We start from the raw sequence: 22,609 nt of genomic DNA, 5'->3' as shown, positions 1-22,609 counted from the left end.
CCGCGCGGCCCCTTTTCTACGTTATGGCGGCAGATAGCTAGGCGACGTACATGACCAGATTCTCCGCCACACAGCCCGGCTTGTCCTCGCCCTGAATTTCCACAGTGGTCCGGTAAGTGGCCATGGTGCGCTGCTCGTCCACTCTGGACACCTCCATCAGTTCCATTCTGCTCCGGATAGACGACCCGGATTTCACTGCGGCGGGGAAGCGCAGTTTGTTTATCCCGTAGTTGATGCTGGCGCTTTTTCCCTGCACGTCAATCACCTGCTGATTCAACAGGGGAATCAGGGAGGCCGTCAGAAAACCATGGGCGACAGTCGTCTTCCAGGGTGATTCCCGCCGTGCCCGTTCGACATCCAGGTGGATCCACTGATGGTCACCCGTGGCATCGGCAAAAGCCTGGATCATCTCCTGGGTTATGGTTTTCCAGGGGCTGTGACCAATCAGGGACCCCGTATGTTTTTCCAGGTCCTTCAGCTCAACGGAAAGCATGCCGGCATCCTTGACTAGATGGTTGAAGCAGAACTGACATTATACGGCGTACCCGGGGTTCTTGCTGTCCAGTAGCCGGACCAGTGCCGGCCATGTCAGCGCCGCTGCGCCCCCCAGCGCCTGAGACTGATCCGTCGTGGTCCTGATGGCCTGTTCAGAGGGCATATAGGTCGGCCCACAGCTCTGGGCCTTGACCTGAATCTCACAAGCCTTCATCAGGAAGTACAGATAGGTGAACGTCTCCGGCACATCTTTCCCTGCCGTCAGCACACCGTGATTCCGCAGCAGCATCATTGACTTGTCCCCCAGATCACTGATCAGCCGCTCGCGCTCGTCCAGATCCAGGGCGACGCCTTCGTAATCGTGATAGCTCAGGTGGTTCAGGCACAGCATTGCCGTCTGGCTCAGGGGCAGCAGGCCATCGCGGTGGGCCGAAACTGCCACGCCATCGGGTGCATGCAGGTGCATCACCGCGCCGGCATCTTCCCGGCCCATGTGCACCGCGCTGTGAATGGTAAAACCGGCCGGATTCACCCGAGCGAGACCACCGGACTCCACCACCTGGCCGTCGCGGTCCACTTTCACCAGCGACGACGCAGTGATTTCATGGAACAGCAGTCCGTAAGGATTGATCAGGAAATGATGGTCCGGACCAGGCACCCGCGCCGAAAGATGAGTAAATACCAGGTCATCCCAGCCAAACAGCGCCACCAGCCGATAGGCGGCAGCCAGTTCGGTGCGTACCTTCCACTCGGCCTTTTTCAGATCCTGTTGTGTTGACTGCTCGCTTGCTGTTGTCATGGTGATCGTCCCGCTCTCTCAGCTTGCCTGCAGCAGGGCGGCGTAACGCTCCAGGTGGAAGTCGTCATCGCCCAGCTGGTGATTGATGGCGATCAGTCGCTTGGCGTAATGGGCAAAATTGTACTCCCAGGTCATGCCAATACCACCGTGGGACTGGATGCCCGCCTCGGAAATAAACTGGCCGGCACGTCCAATCACGTTCTTGGCGGCAGCCAGAACGCGACGCCGTTCATCGCTCTGTTCGCCGTCGGCAACGTTGGCCGCGAGGATTGCCATGGAACGAGCCTGCTCCAGCTCCGACATCATGTCCACCATGCGGTGCTGCAGAACCTGGAACTTGCCGATGGGTACACCAAACTGCTTGCGCTGTTTGAGGTATTCCAGCGTCAGCTCATTGGCCATTTCCATCACGCCCACGGCCTCGGCACACAGGGCAGCGATGGCGCGCCCGGCCTGGTACTCGATCACGTCGCCAGCCTTGCCTTCTTCACCCAGTAGGCTGTCTGCTCCAACCTGGACGTTGTTCAGGCTGATATCGCACCCCCTGGCACCGTCTATGGTGGGGTAAGAGCGACGTTCAACGCCGGCAGTATCCGGGCTCAGGGCAAACAGGCTGATGCCGTCGGCATCGCGGAGATCGCCCGAGGTGCGGGCAGATACCACAATCACGTCGGCACAGTGGCCACCGATCACCACCGCCTTGCGACCATTAAGCAGGTAGCCCTCACCGTTTTTCTCGGCGCGGGTTTCCACGTTGTTCAGGTCGTAGAAGCTCTGCGGCTCCTGCAGGCCTACTGCGGCTTTCAGTTCACCGCTGGCGATACCGGTCAGCCAGTGTTCTTTCTGGCTGTCGTTGCCGGCATGGGCGATCAGGCCGCCACCGAAAACGATCGACTGAAGGTACGGCTCCAGGCACAGGCCCCGGCCCAGCTCGGCCATCACTGACTGCACTTCCACGCCTCCGCCGCCGAAGCCGCCGAGCTGCTCGGAAAACGGCACAGCCGTCAGGCCCAGTTCGCTGAGCTGGTGCCAGAAATCAGCGCTGAAGCCCAGGTCGGTTTCGCTGAACCCCAGGCGCTTTTCAAAACTGTATTCACCGCGCACCAGGCGGGCCACGGTGTCCTGCAGCATCTGCTGCTCTTCGTTGAGTTGGAAATCCATGGTCGCCTCCTTAAAGCCCGAGAATCATTTTCGACACAATGTTTTTCTGGATCTCATTGGACCCGCCGAAAATCGACAGTTTGCGGTTGTTGAAGTACTGGGCTGACAGTGGCGCGGCGTCCTTGTCGGATAGGAATTCGCCGTCGTAATCCATGTCCATCTCTTCTTCCACAAAAGGCAGAGCGTAGGGGCCGATGGCGCGACGGGCCAGGTCATTGATCGACTGACGGATCTCCGTGCCCTTCACTTTCAGCATTGAGCTTTCCGCGCCCGGTACGCCGCCCCCTTCCACAGAGGCAATGATGCGCAGATTACTGATGGCAGCAGCGGTGAGGTCGATCTCCACCCTGGCAATACGCTGGCTGAACGAAGGGTCTTCGATCAGCGGTTTACCGTTTTTCAGTCGCCGGCCGGCCAGTTGCTTGAGGTGCGAAAGCGCCGCCTTGGACATGCCGATACCGGCCAGGCCGGTGCGCTCGTAGGTGAGGAGGAACTTGGCGTAGGTCCAGCCCTTGTCTTCCTCGCCGACGAGGTTTTCTGCCGGTACTTTGACATCCTCGAAGAACACCTCGTTAACTTCGTGTTCGCCATCAAGGGTGATAATCGGGCGCACGGTAATACCCGGCGTGTTCATGTCGATCAGCAGGAAGGAAATGCCTTCCTGGTTCTTGACCTCGGTATTGGTGCGCACCAGGCAGAAGATCATGTTGGCGTGCTGGCCCAGGGTGGTCCAGGTCTTCTGGCCGTTGACGATGTAATGGTCACCGTCCCGTACCGCTCGAGTCTTGAGAGAAGCCAGATCGGAGCCGGCACCGGGTTCGGAGTAGCCCTGGCACCACCAGTCCTCGCCATTGAGGATGCGCGGCAGGTATTTCTGTTTCTGTTCTTCATTACCAAACCGGATGATCACGGGTGCCACCATATTCACCCCGAACGGGATGGAGCGGGGAACACCGTAACGGCAGGATTCTTCGTCCCAGATGTGCTTTTGAACCGGCGTCCATTTCACACCGCCGTGCTCTTCCGGCCAGTGGGTGGCGTACCAGCCCTGCTCGCTGAGGATTTTCTGCCACCGCTGATGGTCCTCTTTGGACAGGCGTCGGAATCCTTTTACTTTGGCGGCAATGTCTGCCGGCAGCTTCTCATCCAGGAACGCTCTTACCTCGTCACGGAAGGCAAGTTCCTCGGCCGTGTAGTTCATGTTCATCGGATAAACCTCGTCAATGCATTACAGCGAAAATATATACCGCATAGCAGAATTACTCAATGATTATTCATTGGTTGTCTCTGTGTCAATGCAATGGAACAAGAAAACACAGAGTAATTACGGCTTTCATTAAAATTTGGTTTCATCGACTTATGAATAAAAAAATAATTGTCTACATTCAAAACACGGAAGTTGGTACTGCTATGCGAAACCACTAAATATCGAATTACCGCACAGCGAAACAAGGTGGTTGGTTTTGCGTGGCTCGGTGCCGGCGCCGGAACGTTCAATAACAACGACATGGAATCAACTCCGTTAAGAGGTTTGAGATGACAACAAAAAAATGCTTTCAAACACGCCCTATGACCCGTGCCATAACCTTTGCCGGGCTGCCACTGATGGCCCTTGCTTCCGGCTCTGTCCTGGCGCAGAGCTCCGAGCTGGATGAGCTTCGCGAGCGGGTACAGCTGCTGGAGAGCAAGCTGGAAGGTGCTGTATCCACCGCACCGGAACTTACCGAAGACAACCCCTATCTGTTGCGCGATGGCGACGGGATCAAGATCGGGAGTACCACGATCTCATTTGGTGGTTTCATCAAGGCAGATGCGATTTTCGGCTCCCACGGAAACGGTAGCCTCAACAGTTACAGTGTCGGCTTGCCCAGGACCTTTGCCAGCGCGGCCGCCTCGGATGAAAGTGACTGGAAGACCGGTTTCTCGGCCCGGGAGTCGCGCATCAGTATCGGTACCAAAACCGACGATGTCGTGGGGCATACCTTGACCACCTACGTGGAGATGGACTTCAACCAGGACCTCAACGACGGTTTGAGTGAAACCGGTAACGAAATCGTGTCCAACAGCTATTCCCCGCGCTTGCGCCAGGCCTATGGGTCCTGGAATGGCTGGGACTTCGGCCAGACCTACACCACATTCACAGACCTGGCCGCAATGCCCGAAATTCTCGATCAGGGCAAGCAGGCCGCTTTCATCTACGCCACCCAACCGATGATTCGCTACAACACGGCCGCACCCGGGGGAAAGCTCATGGTGTCCCTGGAGAACCCGGAAGACGGCTATTACGGGAACTCCTATGACGACCAGTCCTATCCGGACCTGGCCATGCGGTATCAGATTCGCGGCAATTATGGGTTTTACTCGGTCGCCGGCCTGCTGCGGAATTTTGAAGATGATGCCGCCGATGAGACGAGGACCGACGGTGCGGTCTCCCTGAGCGCCCGCATTCCCACCATTGGCCGTGATGACCTGCGGCTGCAATACAGCTATGGCGCACTCGGCCGGTACATGGGGTTATTGACCTACCCGGATGTCGATCTGGCCGCGCTGGCCCAGGGTGATGTGGAACCTCTCAAAAGCTACGGCGCCACAGCCGCCTATCGTCACTTCTGGGCGCCGGCGTGGCGCAGCAGCCTGACAGTCTCCCACACCGAAATTGTTGATGATCTTGCAGCGCCCCCCTCAGGTACTCTGAGCTATTTCGATGCTTCCACGTCGGTTCACGCCAATATCGTGTGGTCTGCCCATAGTAACCTGATGCTGGGGCTGGAATACGCCTACTGGGACTTCGGGGAGATTGCCTCCGGCAGCAGCGAGCAGTACGAGCAGGTCATGGCTTCCGCGAAGCTGAGCTTCTGACTTCAGCCATAAAAAAAGCAGAGCCGGAGCTCTGCTTTTCCAGGGCAGGCCGGGGAATCAGCTGAAAGCCTGAATCCCGGTCTGGCCGCGCCCCAGTATGAGGGCGTGAACGTCGTGGGTACCTTCGTAGGTATTCACGGCTTCCAGGTTCATCACGTGGCGGATCACGTGGTATTCGTCGGAGATGCCGTTACCGCCGTGCATGTCGCGGGCAACCCTGGCGATGTCCAGGGCCTTGCCACAGTTGTTGCGCTTGAGCATGGAGATGGCGTCCGTGGAGTAGTTACCGGTATCCATCATCCGGGCCAGTTGCAGGGCGCCCTGAAGGCCCAGGGTGATTTCGGTTTGCATATCCGCGAGCTTTTTCTGGATCAGCTGGTTGGCCGCCAGTGGCTTGCCAAACTGCTTGCGCTCAAGGGTGTAATTAAGTGCTGCGTGCCAGCAGAACTCGGCGGCGCCCAGGGAACCCCAGCTGATGCCGAAGCGGGCCTTGTTCAGACAGCTGAAAGGACCTTTCAGGCCTTCCACGTCGAGCTTGTTCTCGTCGGGGACAAAGACCTCATCCATGAAGATGGAACCGGTCTCGGAAGCCCGCAGGGAAAATTTGCCTTCGATCTTCGGCGTATCCAGACCCTTGGCGCCTTCGCGTTCGATCACGAAACCGGTGATCTTGCCTTCCAGCTTGGCCCAGACTACGCAAACATCGGCAATGGGTGAGTTGGTGATCCAGGTCTTGGAGCCGCTGACCAGATAGCCGCCGTCGACTTTCTTGGCGCGGGTTTCCATATTGCCCGGGTCAGACCCGTGGTTGGGCTCGGTGAGGCCAAAGCAGCCCACTTTTTCGCCGGAAGCCAGTTGTGGCAGGATGCGTTTTTTCAGCGCTTCCTGGCCGAAGGCGTGAATCGGGTGAATAACCAGTGACGACTGCACGCTCAGTGCTGAGCGGTAGGCGGAGTCCACCCGTTCCACTTCCCGGGCGATCAGGCCGTAGCACACGTGGTTGAGGCCAGGGCCGCCGTACTCTTCCGGCAGGGTGGCGCCGAGCATACCCAGTTCGCCCATGTCGGTAAAAATGGAACGATCGAACTTCTCGTGCCGGTTTGCTTCGGTAATGCCGGGCATCAGGCGCTGGTCGCAGAAGGAACGGATGCTGTCACGTACCTGACGCTCGGTTTCATCCAGTTGCGTGTCTAACTGCAGCAGGTCATCCCAGGGTGCGGAAGCCATGGTGTCTCTCCTCAGAAATTGGTCGGTTGCTCGTTCAATCTGTCGTGTGGCGGTCAGTGCGATCCGGGCGCACGGTCGCCATTACTCCGGCATGTCGACCGAAGGGCGTTCTCAGCCCGTCGTAGATAAATGCGCTCATGGCATCTCCCGTTTCATCAACTGGCAAGTCCCTATTGTGATCCTCCCCTGACGGGGAAGAAAGGTTCGGGGCTTGTCTTGTCATTAATGTTAATATAGTTTCGTATAGCGGAATTAAGTTTTGTATATTGAGAGCTAAAGACTAATCCGGGGCTGTGAGAAATGCAACCGATACATTATCAAGGGTCGTGAATCTTATATGAGCCGATTTCTGGTTCCCGTTGCCGTGCTGCTGGAGCTTGCGGCGCTGTGTCTTGGCAGTCCCTGGCTCAGTGCGTTGTCCGGTGTGCTGTTCCTGATGTATTTCCTTTCGACGCTGGGGCGGCTGCAGGTCTACTCCCGTTACCTTTTTCTGATAGCCACTCTCGTGGTTTGTTCCCTTGCGCTGGCGGGAAAGCTGGGGGCCGAAGAGTTGCTGCGCGCGGCTTCCAATGCGGCCTTTTATGCCACGTTTCTGGGCAGCCTGGGCATGATGCAGTGCCTGGTGCGCCGGCTGGAAGTACTGCAGCGCATCCACGATATACTGCTCGGAGGGCGCCCGGCGCTGCTGTACCCGAAATACGCGGTGGTCAGTTGCGGCATTGCCTCGGTGCTGAGTTTCGGAGTCATGAACCTGCTCTGCGGCACCCTCGCGGACACCCTTCGGGAACGGGGGGTTACCGGCGCCTCACGGCTGCGCTGGTTGCGGAGTGTGCTGATCAGTACGCTGCGAGGGTTTGCGTTGGTGCCGCTGGTTGCGCCCACCAGTGTGGCAGTGGCCATTATCACCCGGGAGGTGCCGACCCTGAGCTGGTCGGGGCTGTTGCCCTACGGTATTGGCAGTGCTGTGCTGCTGATACTCATTGGCTGGTTTCTTGAGCACAAACGCTTTCGCCTTGTCAGCAGCGAGCGGGAAGCACTGGAGCACTGGCCCGCCGGCAGCGGCCAGCTGGTTCTGCTGGTTACCGTGATTTTTGTTGCCATGGCGGTGCTGGTGCAGGTGTCTGGCCTGAGAGTCTCGGTGGCGGCGATGCTCACGGTGCCGGTAGTCACCTTCCTTTATATGTTGTGGCGCGATCGCTCGCTGCAAGGTGTCGCACGGGAGTCGGTGGATAACATGCTGGGCATGAGCAACGAAATGTCCATTTTCGCTGCCTCGGCGGGCCTCGGTGTCGCGCTGGTGGCAGTGATTCCGGCGGACGCCCTGGCGGGGCTGGCGCCAGGAGAGTTGGGTGTGTTCCTGCTGGCGGCGGGCGGCCTGCTGATGATGCCCATGCTGTCCGCCATTGGCATCATTCCGATTACCGTGTTGAGTGTGCAGGCGGGGCTTATGCCGCAACTGGTCGCCGAGGGGGTGGACCTGCTCCCCATTGCCGTGGCCCTGGTGATTGGTTTTTCCCTGGCGATGATGTTGTCGCCATTCGGCCCCGCGGTAATGTTGCTGTCGCGGTTTGGTCAGGTTTCCCGCTGGGTGGTGGCGTTTGGCTGGAACGGGCTGTTCGTGCTGCTCTCCATACCCTTGTTGCTGCTGATGCTGTGGGGGCTGTTCGTGGGGGCGCCGCGGTCAGTAGCCGCGGCTGGTGTCGACGATCCCGGTAATGGGCTGGCCGTTGTGATGGGCGCGAATCTTTCCGGTTATCTGCTCCAGAGTGGCATCCCGCAGAGTGCGGGCGGAAATGTGCGGCGTGATGGTGACCTCAGGTCGTTGCCAGAACGGATGCCCGTCGGGTAACGGCTCCTGGCGGAACACATCCAGTGCGGCCCGCGCCACATGGCCCTCGTCTATGGCCTTGATCAGGTCGTCTTCCACCAGGTGCTCACCCCGGCCGACGTTAATCACCACGGCGCCGGGCAGCAGCTGGCTGAACAGCTGGTGGTTAAGGATGTCGCGGGTTTCTGCTGTCAGCGGCAGAGTGTTCACCAGTACCCGGGTTGAACTCAGAAAAGTTGGCAGTCCGGCCGTGCCGGCGTAGGTGGTCACCCTGTCCAGGGTGTGGTCGCTACGCGCCCAACCGTTAACCTGGTAATCCAGGTCGGCGAGCGTTCGTGCCACCCGTTTGCCAATATGGCCCAGCCCCATGACTCCCACCGGCCACTCACTGCGTTTGATCGGCCGGTGAATTTTCCATACGCCCAGCCGCTGTTGCTCGCGGTAGGTTTCCATGCCCCGGCTGGCTTCCAGCAGCTGGTGCACCACGTACTCCGCCATCTGAACTGACATGCCGGCGTCTTCAAGGCGCACCACTGGCAGGTGAGGGGGCAGGTTGGGCACTGCCAGCAGGCCGTCGATGCCGGCGCCGAGATTGAACACCGCCTTCAGGCTGGTCTCGCGGTTGAACAGTTCCGCTGGTGGCTGCCAGACAATGGCGTAGTCGGCGTCCACCGCCGGGCCATTGGCGTCCCAGACGTGAACCTCGGCTTCTGGCAGCAGTTCCTTGATGGGTACGGTCCAGCGCTCTGGTTTGGGGTCTCCGGCTACAAACAGAACTTTCATGTGCTCTCCCGGGATCGTCAGATGGATGAAACTTCTTTATAATGTTTCGCTTTGCAGAATAATATACCGAAATAGATTCGTAAACCCGGGTCTGTGTATCGCAAAAGCGGCTACCATGTGAAACATAAAGGAAGAGTGTTTCATGTTTGGCAGGACTTTTAGTTATTTTCAGTACACTTTGTGGTACTTGACACTTGCAGCCATTAAAATAGCGCAACTTTTTCTATCTGACCAAGTTCCCAGCACTGTTCCAGGCACTGTGGGCTTACCGTATCAGGCAATGCTGTTGGAGGATGCCCGATTATGAACAAAGCACAAATCACCTCACCGGAACTGATGGCGGCCTCCGGCGATGGTGAGCCGGTAAAGCCGGAAAAAGACCGCAAGTTTGTAGAGGCGCTTTCCCGCGGTCTCGACGTGCTTCGTGCCTTCAGCCAGGGCTCGGTGATTCTGGGTAACCAGGATATCGCGCGCCTGACCGGGCTGCCGAAGCCCACCGTCTCGCGCATGACCTACACGCTGACCAAGCTTGGCTACCTCAGCTACAACCCGCAACTGGAGAAGTACCAGCTTAGCTCTGGTGTGCTGGCCCTGGGTTACGCTTACGTATCCAACCTGAAAGTGCGTCAGCTGGCCAAGCCCTATATGGATGAGTTCGCCCGCCAGACCAACATGTCGGTGGGCCTGACCTGCCGTGACCGCCTGCACATGATATATGTGGAGAACCGGCTACCTCCGGAAGCGTCCCTGCTGCGCATGGACATCGGCCTGAAACTTCCCATGGCCACCACCTCGGCGGGTCGCGCCTATTACTGCGCCATATCCGAAAAAGGCCGCAAGGTGATCGATGACGCCATGGAGGCCAAATACGGCGACGCCTGGCCGGAAAAGAAAGAAGGCCTCGAGCGCTCGATGGAAGACTTCAAGAAACATGGCTTCTGTCTTTCCCTTGGCGAGTGGGACCGCAACATTAACTCCGCTGGCGTGCCCATTCACCTGCAGGACGGGACCATTATGGCGCTGACCTGTGCGGCACCGTCCTATCTGGTGCCGGGTGAAAAACTGCGGACGTCCATTGCTCACCAGCTGGCAATGCTGGCCAGCGATATCGAATCGCTGGGCGTTTGATCCGACACTGGAGCAAGGAGCTGGCGGGCAGGGCGTTCCGAAACACGCTGTAAATACGTCCCTGTACGCTCGGCTCCGCCATCCATGGCTCCGCACGGTTTCGGAACGCCCTGCCCGCCAACTCCCCCGAAATTTTCTCTAGAGCCCTGGGATTCGTCTCAGGGCTTTTTTGTATCCGTGATTTAAATGGAGGTTGAAACCTGCCAGAAACTTCTATTAAATCGTTCCTATGTTTCGCTTGTTAAAACTATATTCCATATCGAGCTAGGAGAGAATATGTCTGAGGTCGTAACTTATAACCGGGAAGGCTCCATTGGTGTGATCACCGTGAATTACCCGCCGGTGAACGCCCTCAGCCACGGGGTTCGTTCCGGCCTGGTGGCTGCACTTGAGCAGGGCCAGAAAGACGCCGACGCCAAAGTGCTGTTGCTGGTGTGCGAAGGCCGCACCTTTATTGCCGGCGCCGACATTCGCGAGTTTGGCAAACCGATGCAGGAGCCGGGGCTGGCGTTTGTTGTAGAGCAGTGCGAAAACTCCGAAAAACCGATAGTGGCAGCCATACACGGGACCGCTCTCGGTGGTGGCCTGGAGACCGCTCTTGGCTGCCACTACCGGGTGGCACTGAGCAGCGCCAGGGTGGGTCTGCCTGAAGTGAAGCTGGGCCTGTTGCCCGGTGCTGGTGGTACCCAGCGCTTGCCGCGTCTGACGGGTGCAGGGAAAGCGCTTGAAATGATCACCACCGGTGACTTCGTGGCGGCTCAAGATGCCCTCGCAGCGGGCATCCTGGATGCGGTTGAAGACGGCGATGATATCCGGGCTGTCGGTCTGGCCTATGCACAGAAGGTGGCTGATGAAGGCAAACCGGTCCGCCGGGTGCGGAACCTGACCGACAGGATCGACGCCGATAAAGGCAGTGACGTGTTCCAGCAGTTCCGCGACAGCCTGCAGAAGAAGGCCCGGGGCCTGTTCTCTCCGTTCAAATGTGTGGACGCAGTAGAAGCCGCTTTCAATCTGCCGTTTTTCGAAGGCATGAAACGTGAACGCGAGCTGTTTACCGAATGCATGGACTCGCCCCAGCGTAGCGGCCTGATTCACTCGTTCTTTGCCGAGCGTGAAGTGTCCAAGGTCAAAGGTCTGCCCAAAGACACGCCGGTTCGTGAGATCCGCAAGGTGGGTGTTATCGGTGCCGGTACCATGGGTGGCGGTATAGCCATGAACTTCGCCAACGCCGGTATTCCGGTGACCATCGCTGAAGTGAAACAGGAGGCTCTCGACAAGGGCCTGGCGGTGATTCGCAAGAACTACGAGAACACCGCGAAGAAAGGCCGCATAACCCAGGCCCAGGTTGAGGAGCGCATGAGCCTGATCAGCGGCACCCTGACCTATGACGATTTCGGCGATGCGGATCTGGTGATCGAGGCGGTTTTCGAGAGTATGGACCTGAAGAAGAAAATCTTCGGTCAGCTGGATGAGGCCTGCAAGCCGGGTGCGATCCTGGCCTCCAATACATCCACCCTGAGTATTGATGACATTGCCGCCGCAACCACACGCCCGCAAGATGTGATCGGGCTACACTTCTTCAGCCCCGCGAATGTCATGAAGCTGCTGGAAATTGTGCGCGGTGAGAAAACCTCGGACGAGGTGAAAGCCACTGCCATGGCGCTGGCGAAGCAGATCCGCAAGGTGGGTGTCATGGTGGGCAACTGCTATGGCTTTGTGGGCAACCGCATGCTGCACAAGCGTGGTGCCGAGGCCATGGCGCTGGTCAATGAGGGCGCAAGCCCACAGCAGGTGGACAAGGTGTTGACCGATCTGGGCTTCCCCATGGGGCAGTTTGCGATGTCGGACCTAGCCGGTATCGATATCGGCTACAGCATTCGTCAGGAGCGTCGCAAGGCTGGCGAGGATGTGCCGGCAAGCTGGATGGATAAGCTGGCTGAGCAGGGGCGTCTTGGCCAGAAGACACAGGCGGGGGTCTACAAGTATGAGGAAGGTAACCGCAAGCCGGTCCCTGACCCGGAGGTGGACCGGATTATTGCCGAGTTCCGTCAGGAGCAGGGCATTACGCCCCGTGAGATCACTGACCAGGAGATCCTGGAGCGGTGTATGTATGTGATGATCAATGAGGGTGCCAAGATTCTGGAAGAGGGCATTGCAGACCGCGCCCTGGATATCGATATCACCTGGATCTACGGTTACGGCTTCCCGGCCTACCGCGGTGGCCCGATGTTCTGGGCGGACCAGATTGGCCTGGACACCATACTTGGCACTATTGAGCAATTCTATGATGACCTGGGGGGAGAGCAGTGGAAGCCCGCAGCCCTGTTGAAAAAACTGGTTAGTGAAGGCCGCCGGTTTGGGAATCTCTAAAAGCCTGGCCTGATGGTTTTGGGGGCTGGTCCCGGGCCGGGGTTTGAGCCACCTTTACGTTTTCGAAGGAGTTTGTTATGTCTGATGCCGTTATTGTTTCCACTGCCCGTACCGGCCTTGGTAAATCCTACCGTGGCGCATTGAACAACACCCACAGCGTGGACCTGGCCGGCCATGTGATCCAGCACGCGGTGCAACGGGCGGGTATTGATCCGTCCATTGTGGAGGACGTCATTCTTGGCGCCACCTTCCACGAAGGCGCGCAGGGCAAGAACATCGCCAGGTTGGCGGCGATTCGTGCCGGTTTGCCGGTGACGACCGCTGGCCTGTCCATCAACCGGTTCTGCAGCTCCGGCCTTCAATCCATTGCCATTGCCGCCCAGCGGGTGGTGTCGGAGAAGGTACCGGCCATGGTGGCTGGTGGTGTTGAATCCATTTCCATGGTGCAGAACGAGAAACTCAACAGCTTCCACGCGACCAACGACTGGCTGATGAAAAACAAGCCCGAGCTGTACCTGGCGATGATCGAAACCGCCGACATTGTGGCCCAGCGTTATGGCATCAGCCGTGAGTCACAGGATGAATATGCGCTGATTTCCCAGCAGCGCACCGCGGCGGCCCAGGAGGCGGGCAGGTTCGATGATGAGATTGTGCCTTTCGACGCCACGATGATGCTGAAGGACAAGGAAACCGGCGACATCAGTTATAAAGACGTCACCCTGACCCGTGATGAGTGCAACCGCCCCAACACCACTTTGGAAGGCCTTCAGGGCCTGAATCCGGTGCGCGGGGACAACCAGTTTGTCACGGCTGGTAATGCGTCCCAGTTATCTGACGGTGCATCGGTTTGCACGGTGATGAACAGCACCTACGCCGAGAAGAACAATATCGAACCCATGGGCATTTTCCGTGGTTTTGCGGTGGCTGGTTGCGAGCCGGACGAAATGGGCATCGGCCCTGTTTTCGCAATTCCACGACTGCTGGAGCGTAATGGCCTGACGATGGATGACATTGACCTGTGGGAACTGAACGAGGCCTTTGCATCCCAGGTTGTTTATTGTCGCGATCGTCTGGGTATCCCGATGGAGAAGCTGAATGTTAACGGTGGTTCCATCTCTATTGGCCACCCATACGGGGTCACCGGTTCCCGCCTGACCGGCCATGCCCTGATCGAAGGCAAACGTCGTGGCGCCAAATACGTTGTCGTGACGATGTGCATCGGCGGAGGCCAGGGCGCGGCTGGTCTGTTCGAGGTGGTTTAAACCTCATGCAACAGAAGATCATCAACACTCAGGACCTGGCATTCCAGCTCTTCGAACTCCACGAAGTTGAAAAGGTTCTGGGCTACGAGCGCTATGCCGAGCACAACCGCGAAACCCTGCAGGCAGCACTGGACCTGTCGCTGAAGGTCGCCGCCGAGGAGTTTGCACCTCACGCCCGCCTGGTCGATGAAGAAGAGCCCAGGTTTGAAAACGGCCGCGTGGAAATGCGCCCGGAGGTCAAGAAGGCTCTGGATGTCTTGCGGGACACTGGCCTGATGGCCGCCGGCCAGGACTTTGACCGCGGCGGCATGCAGCTGCCTGCGGCGGTGGCGCAGATGTGCGTGGGCATGCTCAAGGGCGCGAACGTGGGCACTCAGGGCTATGCCGGGCTGACCATTGCCGCGGCGAACCTGATCATGGCCCAGGGTAGCGAACACCAGCAACAGACGTACGCCGGCCCAATGATGGCCGGGCGATTCTTCGGCACCATGTGCCTGACCGAACCCCATGCCGGTTCCTCCCTCGGGGATCTGCGCACCCGCGCGGAACCGCAGGATGACGGCAGTTATCGCCTGTTCGGCAACAAGATCTACATCTCCGGTGGCGACCATGAGTTGAGCGAGAACATCATCCACATGGTGCTCGCCCGCTTGCCGGATGCCCCTGGCGGTGTAAAAGGCATTTCCCTGTTCATCGTCCCCAAAATCCTGGTTAACGAAGATGGCAGCCTTGGGAAGCGCAACGACGTCGCGCTCGCCGGCCTGATTCATAAGATGGGGTATCGCGGAACCACCTCCACCATGCTCAACTTTGGTGAGAAGGACGGTGCCATGGGTTATCTGGTGGGTGAGCCTAACAACGGCCTGGCAGCCATGTTCCACATGATGAATGAAGCCCGCATTGGTGTCGGCCTGGGTTCAGTCATGCTTGGTTACACCGGCTATCTCCACGCCCTCGACTACGCCCGCGAGCGCAAGCAGGGCCGCCCTGTTGGTGAGAAGGGCCCCAACTCGCCACAAGTGCCACTTATCCGTCATGCCGACATCCGCCGCATGCTGCTGACCCAGAAGGCTTATGTGGAAGGCGGCCTGGCGTTATGCCTGCAGGGCGCCATGCTAGTGGATGAGAAAAAGTACGGGGAGACTGCAGAGCAGCGCCAACTCGCCGCCGGGCTGCTGGATCTGCTGACGCCTGTCATCAAATCCTGGCCGTCCCAGCTCTGCCTGGAAGCCAACAGTCTGGCGATTCAGGTTCATGGCGGTTACGGCTATACCCGTGAGTATCCTGTTGAGCAGTTCTACCGCGATAATCGCCTCAATCCCATCCATGAAGGTACCCACGGGATTCAGGGCATCGACCTGCTGGGTCGCAAAGTGTCCATGGCCGGTGGCCGATATTACCAGGAATTGGTGGAACGCATAGATGCCACCCTCGATGAGACCCGTGATATCGAGCGCTTGGTTCCGTGTGCGGAGAATCTGGCCCGGGCGGTAAGGTCCCTGTCCGCGTCGACGGACGCCATCAACGCCGAGAAAGCCAAGGGCAACGTGGAACAGGCTCTGGCCAACGCTTCGCTCTACCTGGAAGCGTTCGGCCACACCGTGGTCGGTTGGCTCTGGCTGCGTCAGGCCATCCGGGCCATTGCCGGACTGGAGGGAAGCGGTGAGCAGACAGCTGAGTTCTATGAGGGGAAGGTGAAAGCCTGTGAGTATTTTTCCAGGTACGAATTGCCCAAGGTGGTCAGCCTGGCCGAGTTGCTGGCTGGAGTGGATACCACGGTGCTGGGTATGCAGGATTCTGAATTCTAGGAGCTAAAAAGAATGGATAGGAAAGCCAAAGCCGTTGTCTGCCGCGAATGGGGGCAGCCCGTGCAGGTAGAGACCATTACCGTGGAAGGCCCGAGACGGAATGAAATTACCATCAAGATAGGTGCCTGCGGCGTCTGTCACAGCGACCAGTCTGCCACTACCGGCAAAATTCCCTACCCGGCGCCGCTGGTTCTCGGCCACGAAGCCGCCGGCGTCGTCATAGAAGTGGGCGAGGGTGTCACCGCCTTCAAGGAAGGCGACCATGTTGTCAGTTCCTTTATATCCATGTGTGGCAAGTGCCGCCAATGTGTAAGAGGCCGTCCTGTCCTCTGTGAAAACGCCCGCAAGGCCATGTTTACCCTCCCCGACGGCAGTGTTCGCACCAAAGGCGCGAATGGAGAGGACCTCAATGTCTTCGGCGCCTGTGGCGTGATGGCGGAGTACGCCACCATGCATGTGGACAACTGCGTCAAGGTGGACGAATCCATACCCATGCAGAACGCCGCCCTGGTGGGCTGCGCAGTGATGACCGGTGTGGGTGCTGTGTTCAACACCGCCAAGGTCGAGCCCGGTTCCCGCACGGCTGTGTTCGGAATCGGCGGCGTGGGGCTGAACTCCATTCAGGGTTGTCTCGCCGCCGGCGCTGAAATGATTGTGGCCGTGGACAACAATGAGAGGAAACTGGAAATGGCCCGGGAATTCGGCGCCACTCACACCGTTAACATCAGCGAGGTGGACGACGGCGCCAGGGCGGTGAAAAAGCTCACCGGCGGTGTCGATTACGCGTTCGAATGCGTCGGCGCCGGCGCAGTGGTCGAGCAGGCCTACAAATGCCTCGGGCCCGGGGGCACCGCAGTGGTGGTGGGCGTTTCGGACCCGAAAGACAAGACCTCGATCACCACCCTGACCTTGCCTGCTGACGAGAGAACTCTCAAAGGCAGCTGGCTGGGCTCTGCACGCCCCCAGTACGACTTTCCCCGTATCCTGGGGCTGTACAAGGTTGGCAAGCTCAAGCTTGATGAACTTGTTACCCGCACCTATCACATTGATGACGCACCCCAGGCGTTCGATGATATGTTGGCCGGCAAGAACGCCCGTGGCGTGATCGTGTTCGACTGATTCAGGAGCAGAACCATGAAAGATCTCAGCAAGAACTACATTAACGGCCAGTGGCAGGACTGGGGTGGCGACAACATTGATGTCCATGAGGCCGCCACAGGGGATGTGATTGCCAGGGTTCCCGCCTCCGGCCGTGAGGAAATGGAGCAGGCTATTACTGCTGCCCATGCAGCTTTCGAGAGCTGGTCTGAGAGCACCCTGGAAAAGCGACTTCACGTGCTGGAACAACTCCACGCCGGCCTGAAAGAGCGGGCACCGGAAATTGCCGAAACCGTGTGCCGGGAAGTGGGCATGCCCATCAAACTGGCCACCGGGATTCAGGCGGGGCTGCCTGCAACCATCACCAAAAGTTATCTGAAGCTGTTGCCGGACTTCCCGTTCAGTGAGCAGGTGGGCAATTCCGAGGTGCAATACACGCCGGTCGGCGTGGTGGGTTGCATCACCCCCTGGAATTACCCGTTGCACCAGGTGATTCTCAAAGTGGTTCCGGCCATTGCCGCCGGTTGCACAGTGGTGCTCAAACCATCCGAAATCGCCCCCCAGAGCGCCTACATACTGGCGGAAATCCTGGACCAGACAGATCTGCCCAAGGGCGTCTTTAACCTGGTCTGTGGCGAAGGCCAAACCGTGGGCGACACCCTGATCAAACATCCAGCCGTCAACATGGTGTCCTTCACCGGCTCCACCCGTACGGGCAGCCTGATCGCCCACGCCACTGCGGATGACTTCAAGCGTTTTGCCCTGGAAATGGGTGGCAAGTCCGCATCGGTCGTCCTGGCGGATGCCGACCTGGCCAAAGCGGTGAAGGGAACGGTTAACAACTGCCTGCTGAACTCCGGCCAGACGTGCACAGCTCTGACCCGCATGTTGGTGCCAGCAGACAAGCATGACGAAGCCTGCGAACTGGCCGCTGCAGCAGTGGCGAAAATGACCCCTGGCAACCCGCTGGAAGAAACCACACGACTGGGCCCGCTGGCCTCCGCGCAACAACGGGACAAGGTCATTGATTACATCAAACTCGGCATTCAGGAAGGAGCAACCCTGGTTGCCGGCGGCCCGGAAGCGCCGGAAGGCTGCGAGCAGGGGTACTTCGTCAGGGCCACGGTATTCGGCAACGTCAAACCCAACAGCCGCATCGCCCAGGAAGAAATCTTCGGTCCCGTCTTGTGCGTGATCCCTTACGAGGATGAAGCCGAGGCCATCGAAATTGCCAACGGGACCGCCTATGGCCTGTCAGGCGCCGTCTGGTCCGGTGATGATGCCCACGCCAAAAAAGTGGCCGGCAAGTTGCGCACCGGCCAGGTCTTCGTTAACGGCGGCGACTTCAACCCATTGGCACCGTTCGGCGGGTTCGGACATTCCGGTATTGGCCGCGAGTTCGGTAAGTGGGGGCTGGAAGAGTTCCTGGAGGTGCGTTCCCTGCAGCTTTAGGCCTTCCCGCCAAGCAGTATCCGCACCGCGATGCAGGCGTCCTCCAGCTCCTCATCGCGGGGCTGGCGACCGTTGATTATGTCGCTGTACAGGCAGGATTCGGCCAGCCGCACCATGAAGTAGGACAGGCTGTCGACGTTCAGGGGCGGATTGATATGCCCGCAGGCTATCTGGTCACGAAGCGTGCGGGTATTGGCCTCGACAGCGCGGCTGTGAATCGTGGACTGCGACGAGGTCAGTATCTTGAGCGCGTATTCCGGGTCCTCATGGACAAAGCGTCGCAGTGGTTCGGAGTGCAGCAGGGTGGAATTGATGTACCGGTAGACGCCTACCACGAAATCCACACCTTGCCCCGGCGTTGCGCTGAGCGCTTCGAGCCTGAGCGGCTCGTAGAGTGACCAGAGCACTTCCCCCAGCAGTAAATCCTTGTTGCCAACCCAGCGAAACAGGGTAGCCCTTCCGATATTCAGCTCGGCCGACAGCGAGGCCAGGTGAATGCGCTCGCCTTTCAGCCACATGCTGCGTGCTCGCCGGAAGGCGTCGGCAGGTGTTGCCCTCGTTGTTCTTTCTGTCACTGCAACCTCGTATCGGAGTTCGATTTTATTCTAACGACAAAACAGCAAACCCGCTATGAAGACCAGAAGCTCCGGGCTGTCCCAGCCTACTCCGGAATATCTGTCCTGGGAAATTACACGTTATGCTGAGATGACCGGTGGGCCCAAAGGCCCAATGCCGGCGTGATACATTTGTGAACTTTGCGCTATACACTGGTACCAACAGATTGTGATTCCTGCGAAATGGCCCGCGGCCAGGAACCTATGACACGAAACGTACTGATAGTGGAAGACAACCCTGGTATTGGCGAGTTGGTGCGCATGCACGTGGCGGACCTTGGCATGAACCCCATCCTGTGCGATCGGGGTGATAGCGGGTTGGCGCGTTTTCGTGAAGGGGATATTGACCTGGTGGTGCTGGATCTGATGTTGCCCGGTATGGATGGTCTCTCAGTATGCCGCGAGATCCGCTCCGGCCCGGGTTATGTGCCGGTGCTGATGCTGACGGCAAAAAGCACCGAACTCGACCGGGTTCTGGGTCTGGAAATGGGTGCCGACGATTACCTCACCAAGCCCTTCAGCGTTGCAGAATTGTCGGCACGGGTAAAAGCCCTGTTCCGGAGAGTGGATGCCATGGCGGCCACGCCGCCTACCTCCGATGAGAGTGGTGGTGAACTGCAGACCGATGGGTTGCGAATCGACCCGTCGCGGCGCCGGGCGTTTGTGCGGGATCAGGAAGTGGAGCTGACGGCCCGGGAGTTCGACCTGCTCTGTCACTTTGCCAGCCATCCGGGCCGTGTGTTCAGCCGCGTTCAGCTACTGGACAAGGTCTGGGGCTACAACCATGAAGGCTACGAGCACACCGTCAACACTCACATCAACCGCCTGCGTGGCAAGATCGAAAAGGATCCGGCCAAGCCGGAGTTCATCGAGACCGTGTGGGGGGTGGGTTATCGTTTCCGGGACTGACCCATGTTGAGGACTCTATACACCCGGCTGGCCGTTGGGCTATTCCTGTTGTTGCTGGGCGTCGGTCTGTTGTACGCCTTTATCAGCCTCTACTCGCTGAGGGAGTACAACGCGTCAGTGAACCAGGAGCTACACCGGGACCTGGCGAGAAACCTGGTGGCCGACCGGAACCTGGTGAATGAGGGTGAGCTCGACCGCAGCGCCCTGAAAGAGCTTTTCGCACTGTACATGACCATCAACCCCAGTATCGAAATCTATCTGCTCGACCTCGATGGCACCATTCTCTCCTACTCGGCGGACCCCGCAAAAATCAAGCGCAAGCAGGTTTCGCTGGAGCCCATACGCCGGCTGATGGATGACATGAGCCGTTACCCAGTCCTGGGAGACGACCCCCGCAGCCACGACCGACAGAAAGTATTTTCCGTGACTCCGGTGCCTTCAGCAGACAATCCGGAAGGTTATCTGTACGTGGTGTTGCGAGGTGAGGAATACGATGCCGCGGAAACCATGGCCCGCGGCGGCCAGTTGCTGGAACTGAGTGCCTGGGCCCTGCTGGTCAGCCTTGCGGTGGTGATGCTCGCCGGGCTGGCGGTGTTTCGGCTGCTGACCCGCCGGCTGACATGGCTGACCCGGCTGGTGGAGGATTTCGAGCATGGCGACATGCGCCATCAACCCGCGACCACCTGGCGAGACAGGCGACCGGTGGTACGGGACGAAATCGACTACCTGGGTGCCACTTTCGATGACATGGCCGCCCGAATTGCCTCCCAGATTGAACAGCTGACGGAAAAGGACGCTCAACGCCGCCAACTGGTGGCCCAGGTTTCTCACGACCTGCGCACCCCCCTGGCTTCGATGCAGGGCTACATTGAAAGCCTGAAACTGCGGCGGGATCGCCTCAGCCCGGAAGAGCAGGACCGATTTCTCGACATCGCCCTTAAAGAGGGCCGGCGCCTGAGCCGGCTGGTCGACGAGTTGTTTGAACTTGCTGCCCTGGAAGCCCGCGAAAAGCAACCCGTGCCCGAGCCGTTTCCCCTGGCAGAGCTGGTGCACGATGTGGTCCAGAAGCATGGACCGGAGGCCCACAACCGGCAGCTTGAGCTTGCGGTGACCGGCAACCCGGAACAACCGATGGCCCATGCCGACCTCGCCATGACCGAGCGGGTGCTGGATAACCTGATTGGCAATGCCATTGCCTACAGCCCCGCCGGCGGGCGCATCGAGGTTTTGCTCCGGCAGGTGGCCGGCCTGCCGGAAGTCTGCGTGCGCGACAGCGGCCCGGGCATTCCGGAGCCGGACCTGCCCCATATCTTTGATCCGTTCTATCGTGGCGATTCTTCCGCCGGGGCTGGCAGCCATGCCGGCCTCGGGTTGGCTATTGCCCGCCGGATCATGACACTGCAGGGTGGCGATATCCGTGTTGAAAACGGAGCCTCCGGGGGCGCATGCTTCTGTATAAGGCTTCCGGCAGGGTGATTAACCTGAAGTGACCGCATCCATAATGATCTCTCCGGCGTTATACAAACGTAATAAACTGGAGAAGATGCTGTGATGAATCCAGCGCAAACTGGTCACAGTATTCAAAGGGCAAGAGGTTAAGGTTATGAAACGGTATCTGTTACTGATCTCAATGGCGGTGGCCATCGCACTGACCGGGTTCCAGGTGGTCGCCTCCAGTGAGTCGGATTCACAATACGCTCCCGACGACCCGGATCTGGCGGTTGCCACCTTTGCCGGTGGGTGTTTCTGGTGCGTTGAAGAGGCTTATGAAGAGAAAGTGCCGGGGGTCGTTGAAGCGGTGTCCGGTTATAGCGGTGGCGAGGAGAAAGATCCTACCTATCAACAGGTTGCCGGAGGACGTACCGGGCACACCGAGGCCGTGCAGGTGTATTACGACCCTGATGTTATTACCTACGAAGGCCTGCTCCAGGCCCTGTGGCGTACTGCGAATCCCACCGATGTGAAAGGCCAGTACGTGGACCGGGGCCGGCAGTACCGGCCTGCGATTTTCTATCACAACGAAGAGCAGAAGCGCGCTGCTGAAGCCTCGGTGAAGGCACTGGAAGAGTCGGGCCGTTACGATAATCCGGTAAAGATTGAAATCGTACCTTTCGAAGCCTTCTATGAGGCCGAGGAATACCATCAGGATTACTACAGTAAGAACCCGGTGCGGTACCAGATCTACACCTTCAACTCCGGCCGCTACCAGTTTATCGAAAAGGTATGGGGCGAGGACCAGGAAGTGGATTATGCCCAGTATCGACCGGAAGGAAGTGATTCATCCGGCCAGGCTGGCGGTGACGAGTCCGGCATGAACCAAAGCCAGGTTGAGGGCTTCAATCCGGAGACATTCGAAAAACCGGATGATAAAACGCTGAAGGCACGGCTGACGAAGGAGCAGTACTACGTCACTCAGGAAGACGGGACCGAACCCGCCTTCAAGAACGAGTACTACGACGAGAAGCGGCCCGGCCTTTATGTGGATATTGTCTCCGGAGAGCCACTGTTCTCATCCAGAGACAAGTACAAATCCAACACCGGTTGGCCCAGCTTTACCCAACCGATCAGCCCGGATGTGGTGGTTGAAAAAGAAGATAATTCCTTCTTCATGAAACGGACCGAGATCCGCAGCAAGTACGCGGACTCTCACCTCGGCCATGTGTTCAACGATGGCCCCGCACCGACTGGCCTTCGTTATTGCATGAACTCCGCGGCGATGAAGTTCATTCCGCTGGAGGAAATGGAAGCCCGGGGCTACGGCGCATTGATCAGCGAAGTGGAAGAAAGCAGCCGTACCGCGTCCAACTGATTCTCCT

Annotated in this window: 17 protein-coding genes and 1 pseudogene; 11 read left to right on the top strand and 7 right to left on the bottom strand. The window is 58.7% G+C overall.

Annotation, left to right across the window (positions count from 1 at the left end; all coding sequences use genetic code 11):
* Positions 1-37: 37 nt before the first annotated feature.
* From ABJM11_RS14750 to ABJM11_RS14735, 4 genes are read right to left on the bottom strand one after another with little or no spacing between them, the layout of a single operon-like run.
* Entirely contained in the window at positions 38-493 is a 456-nt protein-coding gene (locus ABJM11_RS14750; protein WP_348293165.1) for a MaoC family dehydratase, read from the bottom strand.
* 39 nt (positions 494-532) lie between these two features.
* Complete coding sequence (locus ABJM11_RS14745) at positions 533-1,294, bottom strand: class II aldolase/adducin family protein (protein ID WP_348293163.1); 762 nt, start codon at positions 1,292-1,294, stop codon at positions 533-535.
* An 18-nt stretch (positions 1,295-1,312) separates the two neighbouring features.
* Complete coding sequence (locus ABJM11_RS14740) at positions 1,313-2,455, bottom strand: acyl-CoA dehydrogenase (RefSeq protein ID WP_348293161.1); 1,143 nt, start codon at positions 2,453-2,455, stop codon at positions 1,313-1,315.
* Positions 2,456-2,465: 10 nt separating this feature from the next.
* Complete coding sequence (locus ABJM11_RS14735; protein ID WP_348293160.1) at positions 2,466-3,662, bottom strand: acyl-CoA dehydrogenase family protein; 1,197 nt, start codon at positions 3,660-3,662, stop codon at positions 2,466-2,468.
* Positions 3,663-3,991: 329 nt separating this feature from the next.
* On the opposite strand from ABJM11_RS14735, the gene ABJM11_RS14730 reads away from it, so the two are divergent.
* Complete coding sequence (locus ABJM11_RS14730) at positions 3,992-5,314, top strand: DcaP family trimeric outer membrane transporter (RefSeq protein WP_348293158.1); 1,323 nt, start codon at positions 3,992-3,994, stop codon at positions 5,312-5,314.
* A 57-nt stretch (positions 5,315-5,371) separates the two neighbouring features.
* Here the strand turns inward: ABJM11_RS14730 and ABJM11_RS14725 are convergent, their stop codons facing one another.
* Positions 5,372-6,541 carry an acyl-CoA dehydrogenase gene (locus ABJM11_RS14725; RefSeq protein ID WP_348293156.1) on the bottom strand — a complete coding sequence of 390 codons (1,170 nt, stop codon included), beginning with the start codon at positions 6,539-6,541 and terminating at the stop codon, positions 5,372-5,374.
* Between the two features lie 337 nt (positions 6,542-6,878).
* On the opposite strand from ABJM11_RS14725, the gene ABJM11_RS14720 reads away from it, so the two are divergent.
* Entirely contained in the window at positions 6,879-8,390 is a 1,512-nt protein-coding gene (locus ABJM11_RS14720) for a hypothetical protein (RefSeq protein ID WP_348293155.1), read from the top strand.
* Here ABJM11_RS14720 and ABJM11_RS14715 read toward each other — a convergent pair.
* Positions 8,391-8,822, bottom strand: a pseudogene (locus ABJM11_RS14715) (NAD(P)-dependent oxidoreductase); the annotation flags it as partial.
* A 666-nt stretch (positions 8,823-9,488) separates the two neighbouring features.
* On the opposite strand from ABJM11_RS14715, the gene ABJM11_RS14710 reads away from it, so the two are divergent.
* The 6 genes from ABJM11_RS14710 to ABJM11_RS14685 all read left to right on the top strand — a co-directional run bounded on the left by ABJM11_RS14710 (position 9,489) and on the right by ABJM11_RS14685 (position 18,270).
* Entirely contained in the window at positions 9,489-10,280 is a 792-nt protein-coding gene (locus ABJM11_RS14710) for an IclR family transcriptional regulator (RefSeq protein WP_348293323.1), read from the top strand.
* Between the two features lie 276 nt (positions 10,281-10,556).
* Positions 10,557-12,650, top strand: a complete 2,094-nt coding sequence (locus ABJM11_RS14705; protein WP_348293154.1) for a 3-hydroxyacyl-CoA dehydrogenase NAD-binding domain-containing protein — start codon at positions 10,557-10,559, stop codon at positions 12,648-12,650.
* 77 nt (positions 12,651-12,727) lie between these two features.
* On the top strand, positions 12,728-13,912 hold the full coding sequence (locus ABJM11_RS14700) for an acetyl-CoA C-acyltransferase (protein WP_348293152.1): 1,185 nt from the start codon (positions 12,728-12,730) through the stop codon (positions 13,910-13,912).
* Between the two features lie 5 nt (positions 13,913-13,917).
* Positions 13,918-15,720, top strand: coding sequence for an acyl-CoA dehydrogenase (locus ABJM11_RS14695; RefSeq protein ID WP_348293150.1), 1,803 nt, complete (start codon positions 13,918-13,920; stop codon positions 15,718-15,720).
* A gap of 12 nt (positions 15,721-15,732) precedes the next feature.
* Positions 15,733-16,839 carry a Zn-dependent alcohol dehydrogenase gene (locus tag ABJM11_RS14690; RefSeq protein WP_348293149.1) on the top strand — a complete coding sequence of 369 codons (1,107 nt, stop codon included), beginning with the start codon at positions 15,733-15,735 and terminating at the stop codon, positions 16,837-16,839.
* A 15-nt stretch (positions 16,840-16,854) separates the two neighbouring features.
* Positions 16,855-18,270, top strand: coding sequence for an aldehyde dehydrogenase family protein (locus ABJM11_RS14685; protein WP_348293147.1), 1,416 nt, complete (start codon positions 16,855-16,857; stop codon positions 18,268-18,270).
* Here ABJM11_RS14685 and ABJM11_RS14680 read toward each other — a convergent pair.
* Positions 18,267-18,845, bottom strand: coding sequence for a QsdR family transcriptional regulator (locus tag ABJM11_RS14680; RefSeq protein WP_348293146.1), 579 nt, complete (start codon positions 18,843-18,845; stop codon positions 18,267-18,269). The genes ABJM11_RS14685 and ABJM11_RS14680 overlap by 4 nt on opposite strands.
* Before the next feature lie 243 nt (positions 18,846-19,088).
* On the opposite strand from ABJM11_RS14680, the gene ABJM11_RS14675 reads away from it, so the two are divergent.
* The 3 genes from ABJM11_RS14675 (at position 19,089) to msrB (ending at position 22,602) form a co-directional block, all read left to right on the top strand.
* A complete protein-coding gene (locus ABJM11_RS14675) occupies positions 19,089-19,793 on the top strand; it encodes a response regulator transcription factor (protein ID WP_348293144.1) in 705 nt (234 codons plus the stop codon).
* Between the two features lie 3 nt (positions 19,794-19,796).
* Positions 19,797-21,269 carry an ATP-binding protein gene (locus ABJM11_RS14670; RefSeq protein WP_348293143.1) on the top strand — a complete coding sequence of 491 codons (1,473 nt, stop codon included), beginning with the start codon at positions 19,797-19,799 and terminating at the stop codon, positions 21,267-21,269.
* 127 nt (positions 21,270-21,396) lie between these two features.
* The gene (msrB, locus tag ABJM11_RS14665; protein WP_348293142.1) at positions 21,397-22,602 is read left to right on the top strand and encodes a peptide-methionine (R)-S-oxide reductase MsrB; all 1,206 of its coding nucleotides are present in this window, start codon (positions 21,397-21,399) and stop codon (positions 22,600-22,602) included.
* Positions 22,603-22,609: the final 7 nt, after the last annotated feature.

The organism is Marinobacter sp. (assembly GCF_039977835.1).
In the GTDB taxonomy this organism is placed as follows: Bacteria; Pseudomonadota; Gammaproteobacteria; order Pseudomonadales; family Oleiphilaceae; genus Marinobacter.
The sequence above is the reverse complement of the archived record's forward strand: the minus strand, read 5'-3'. Positions and strand labels throughout refer to the sequence as shown.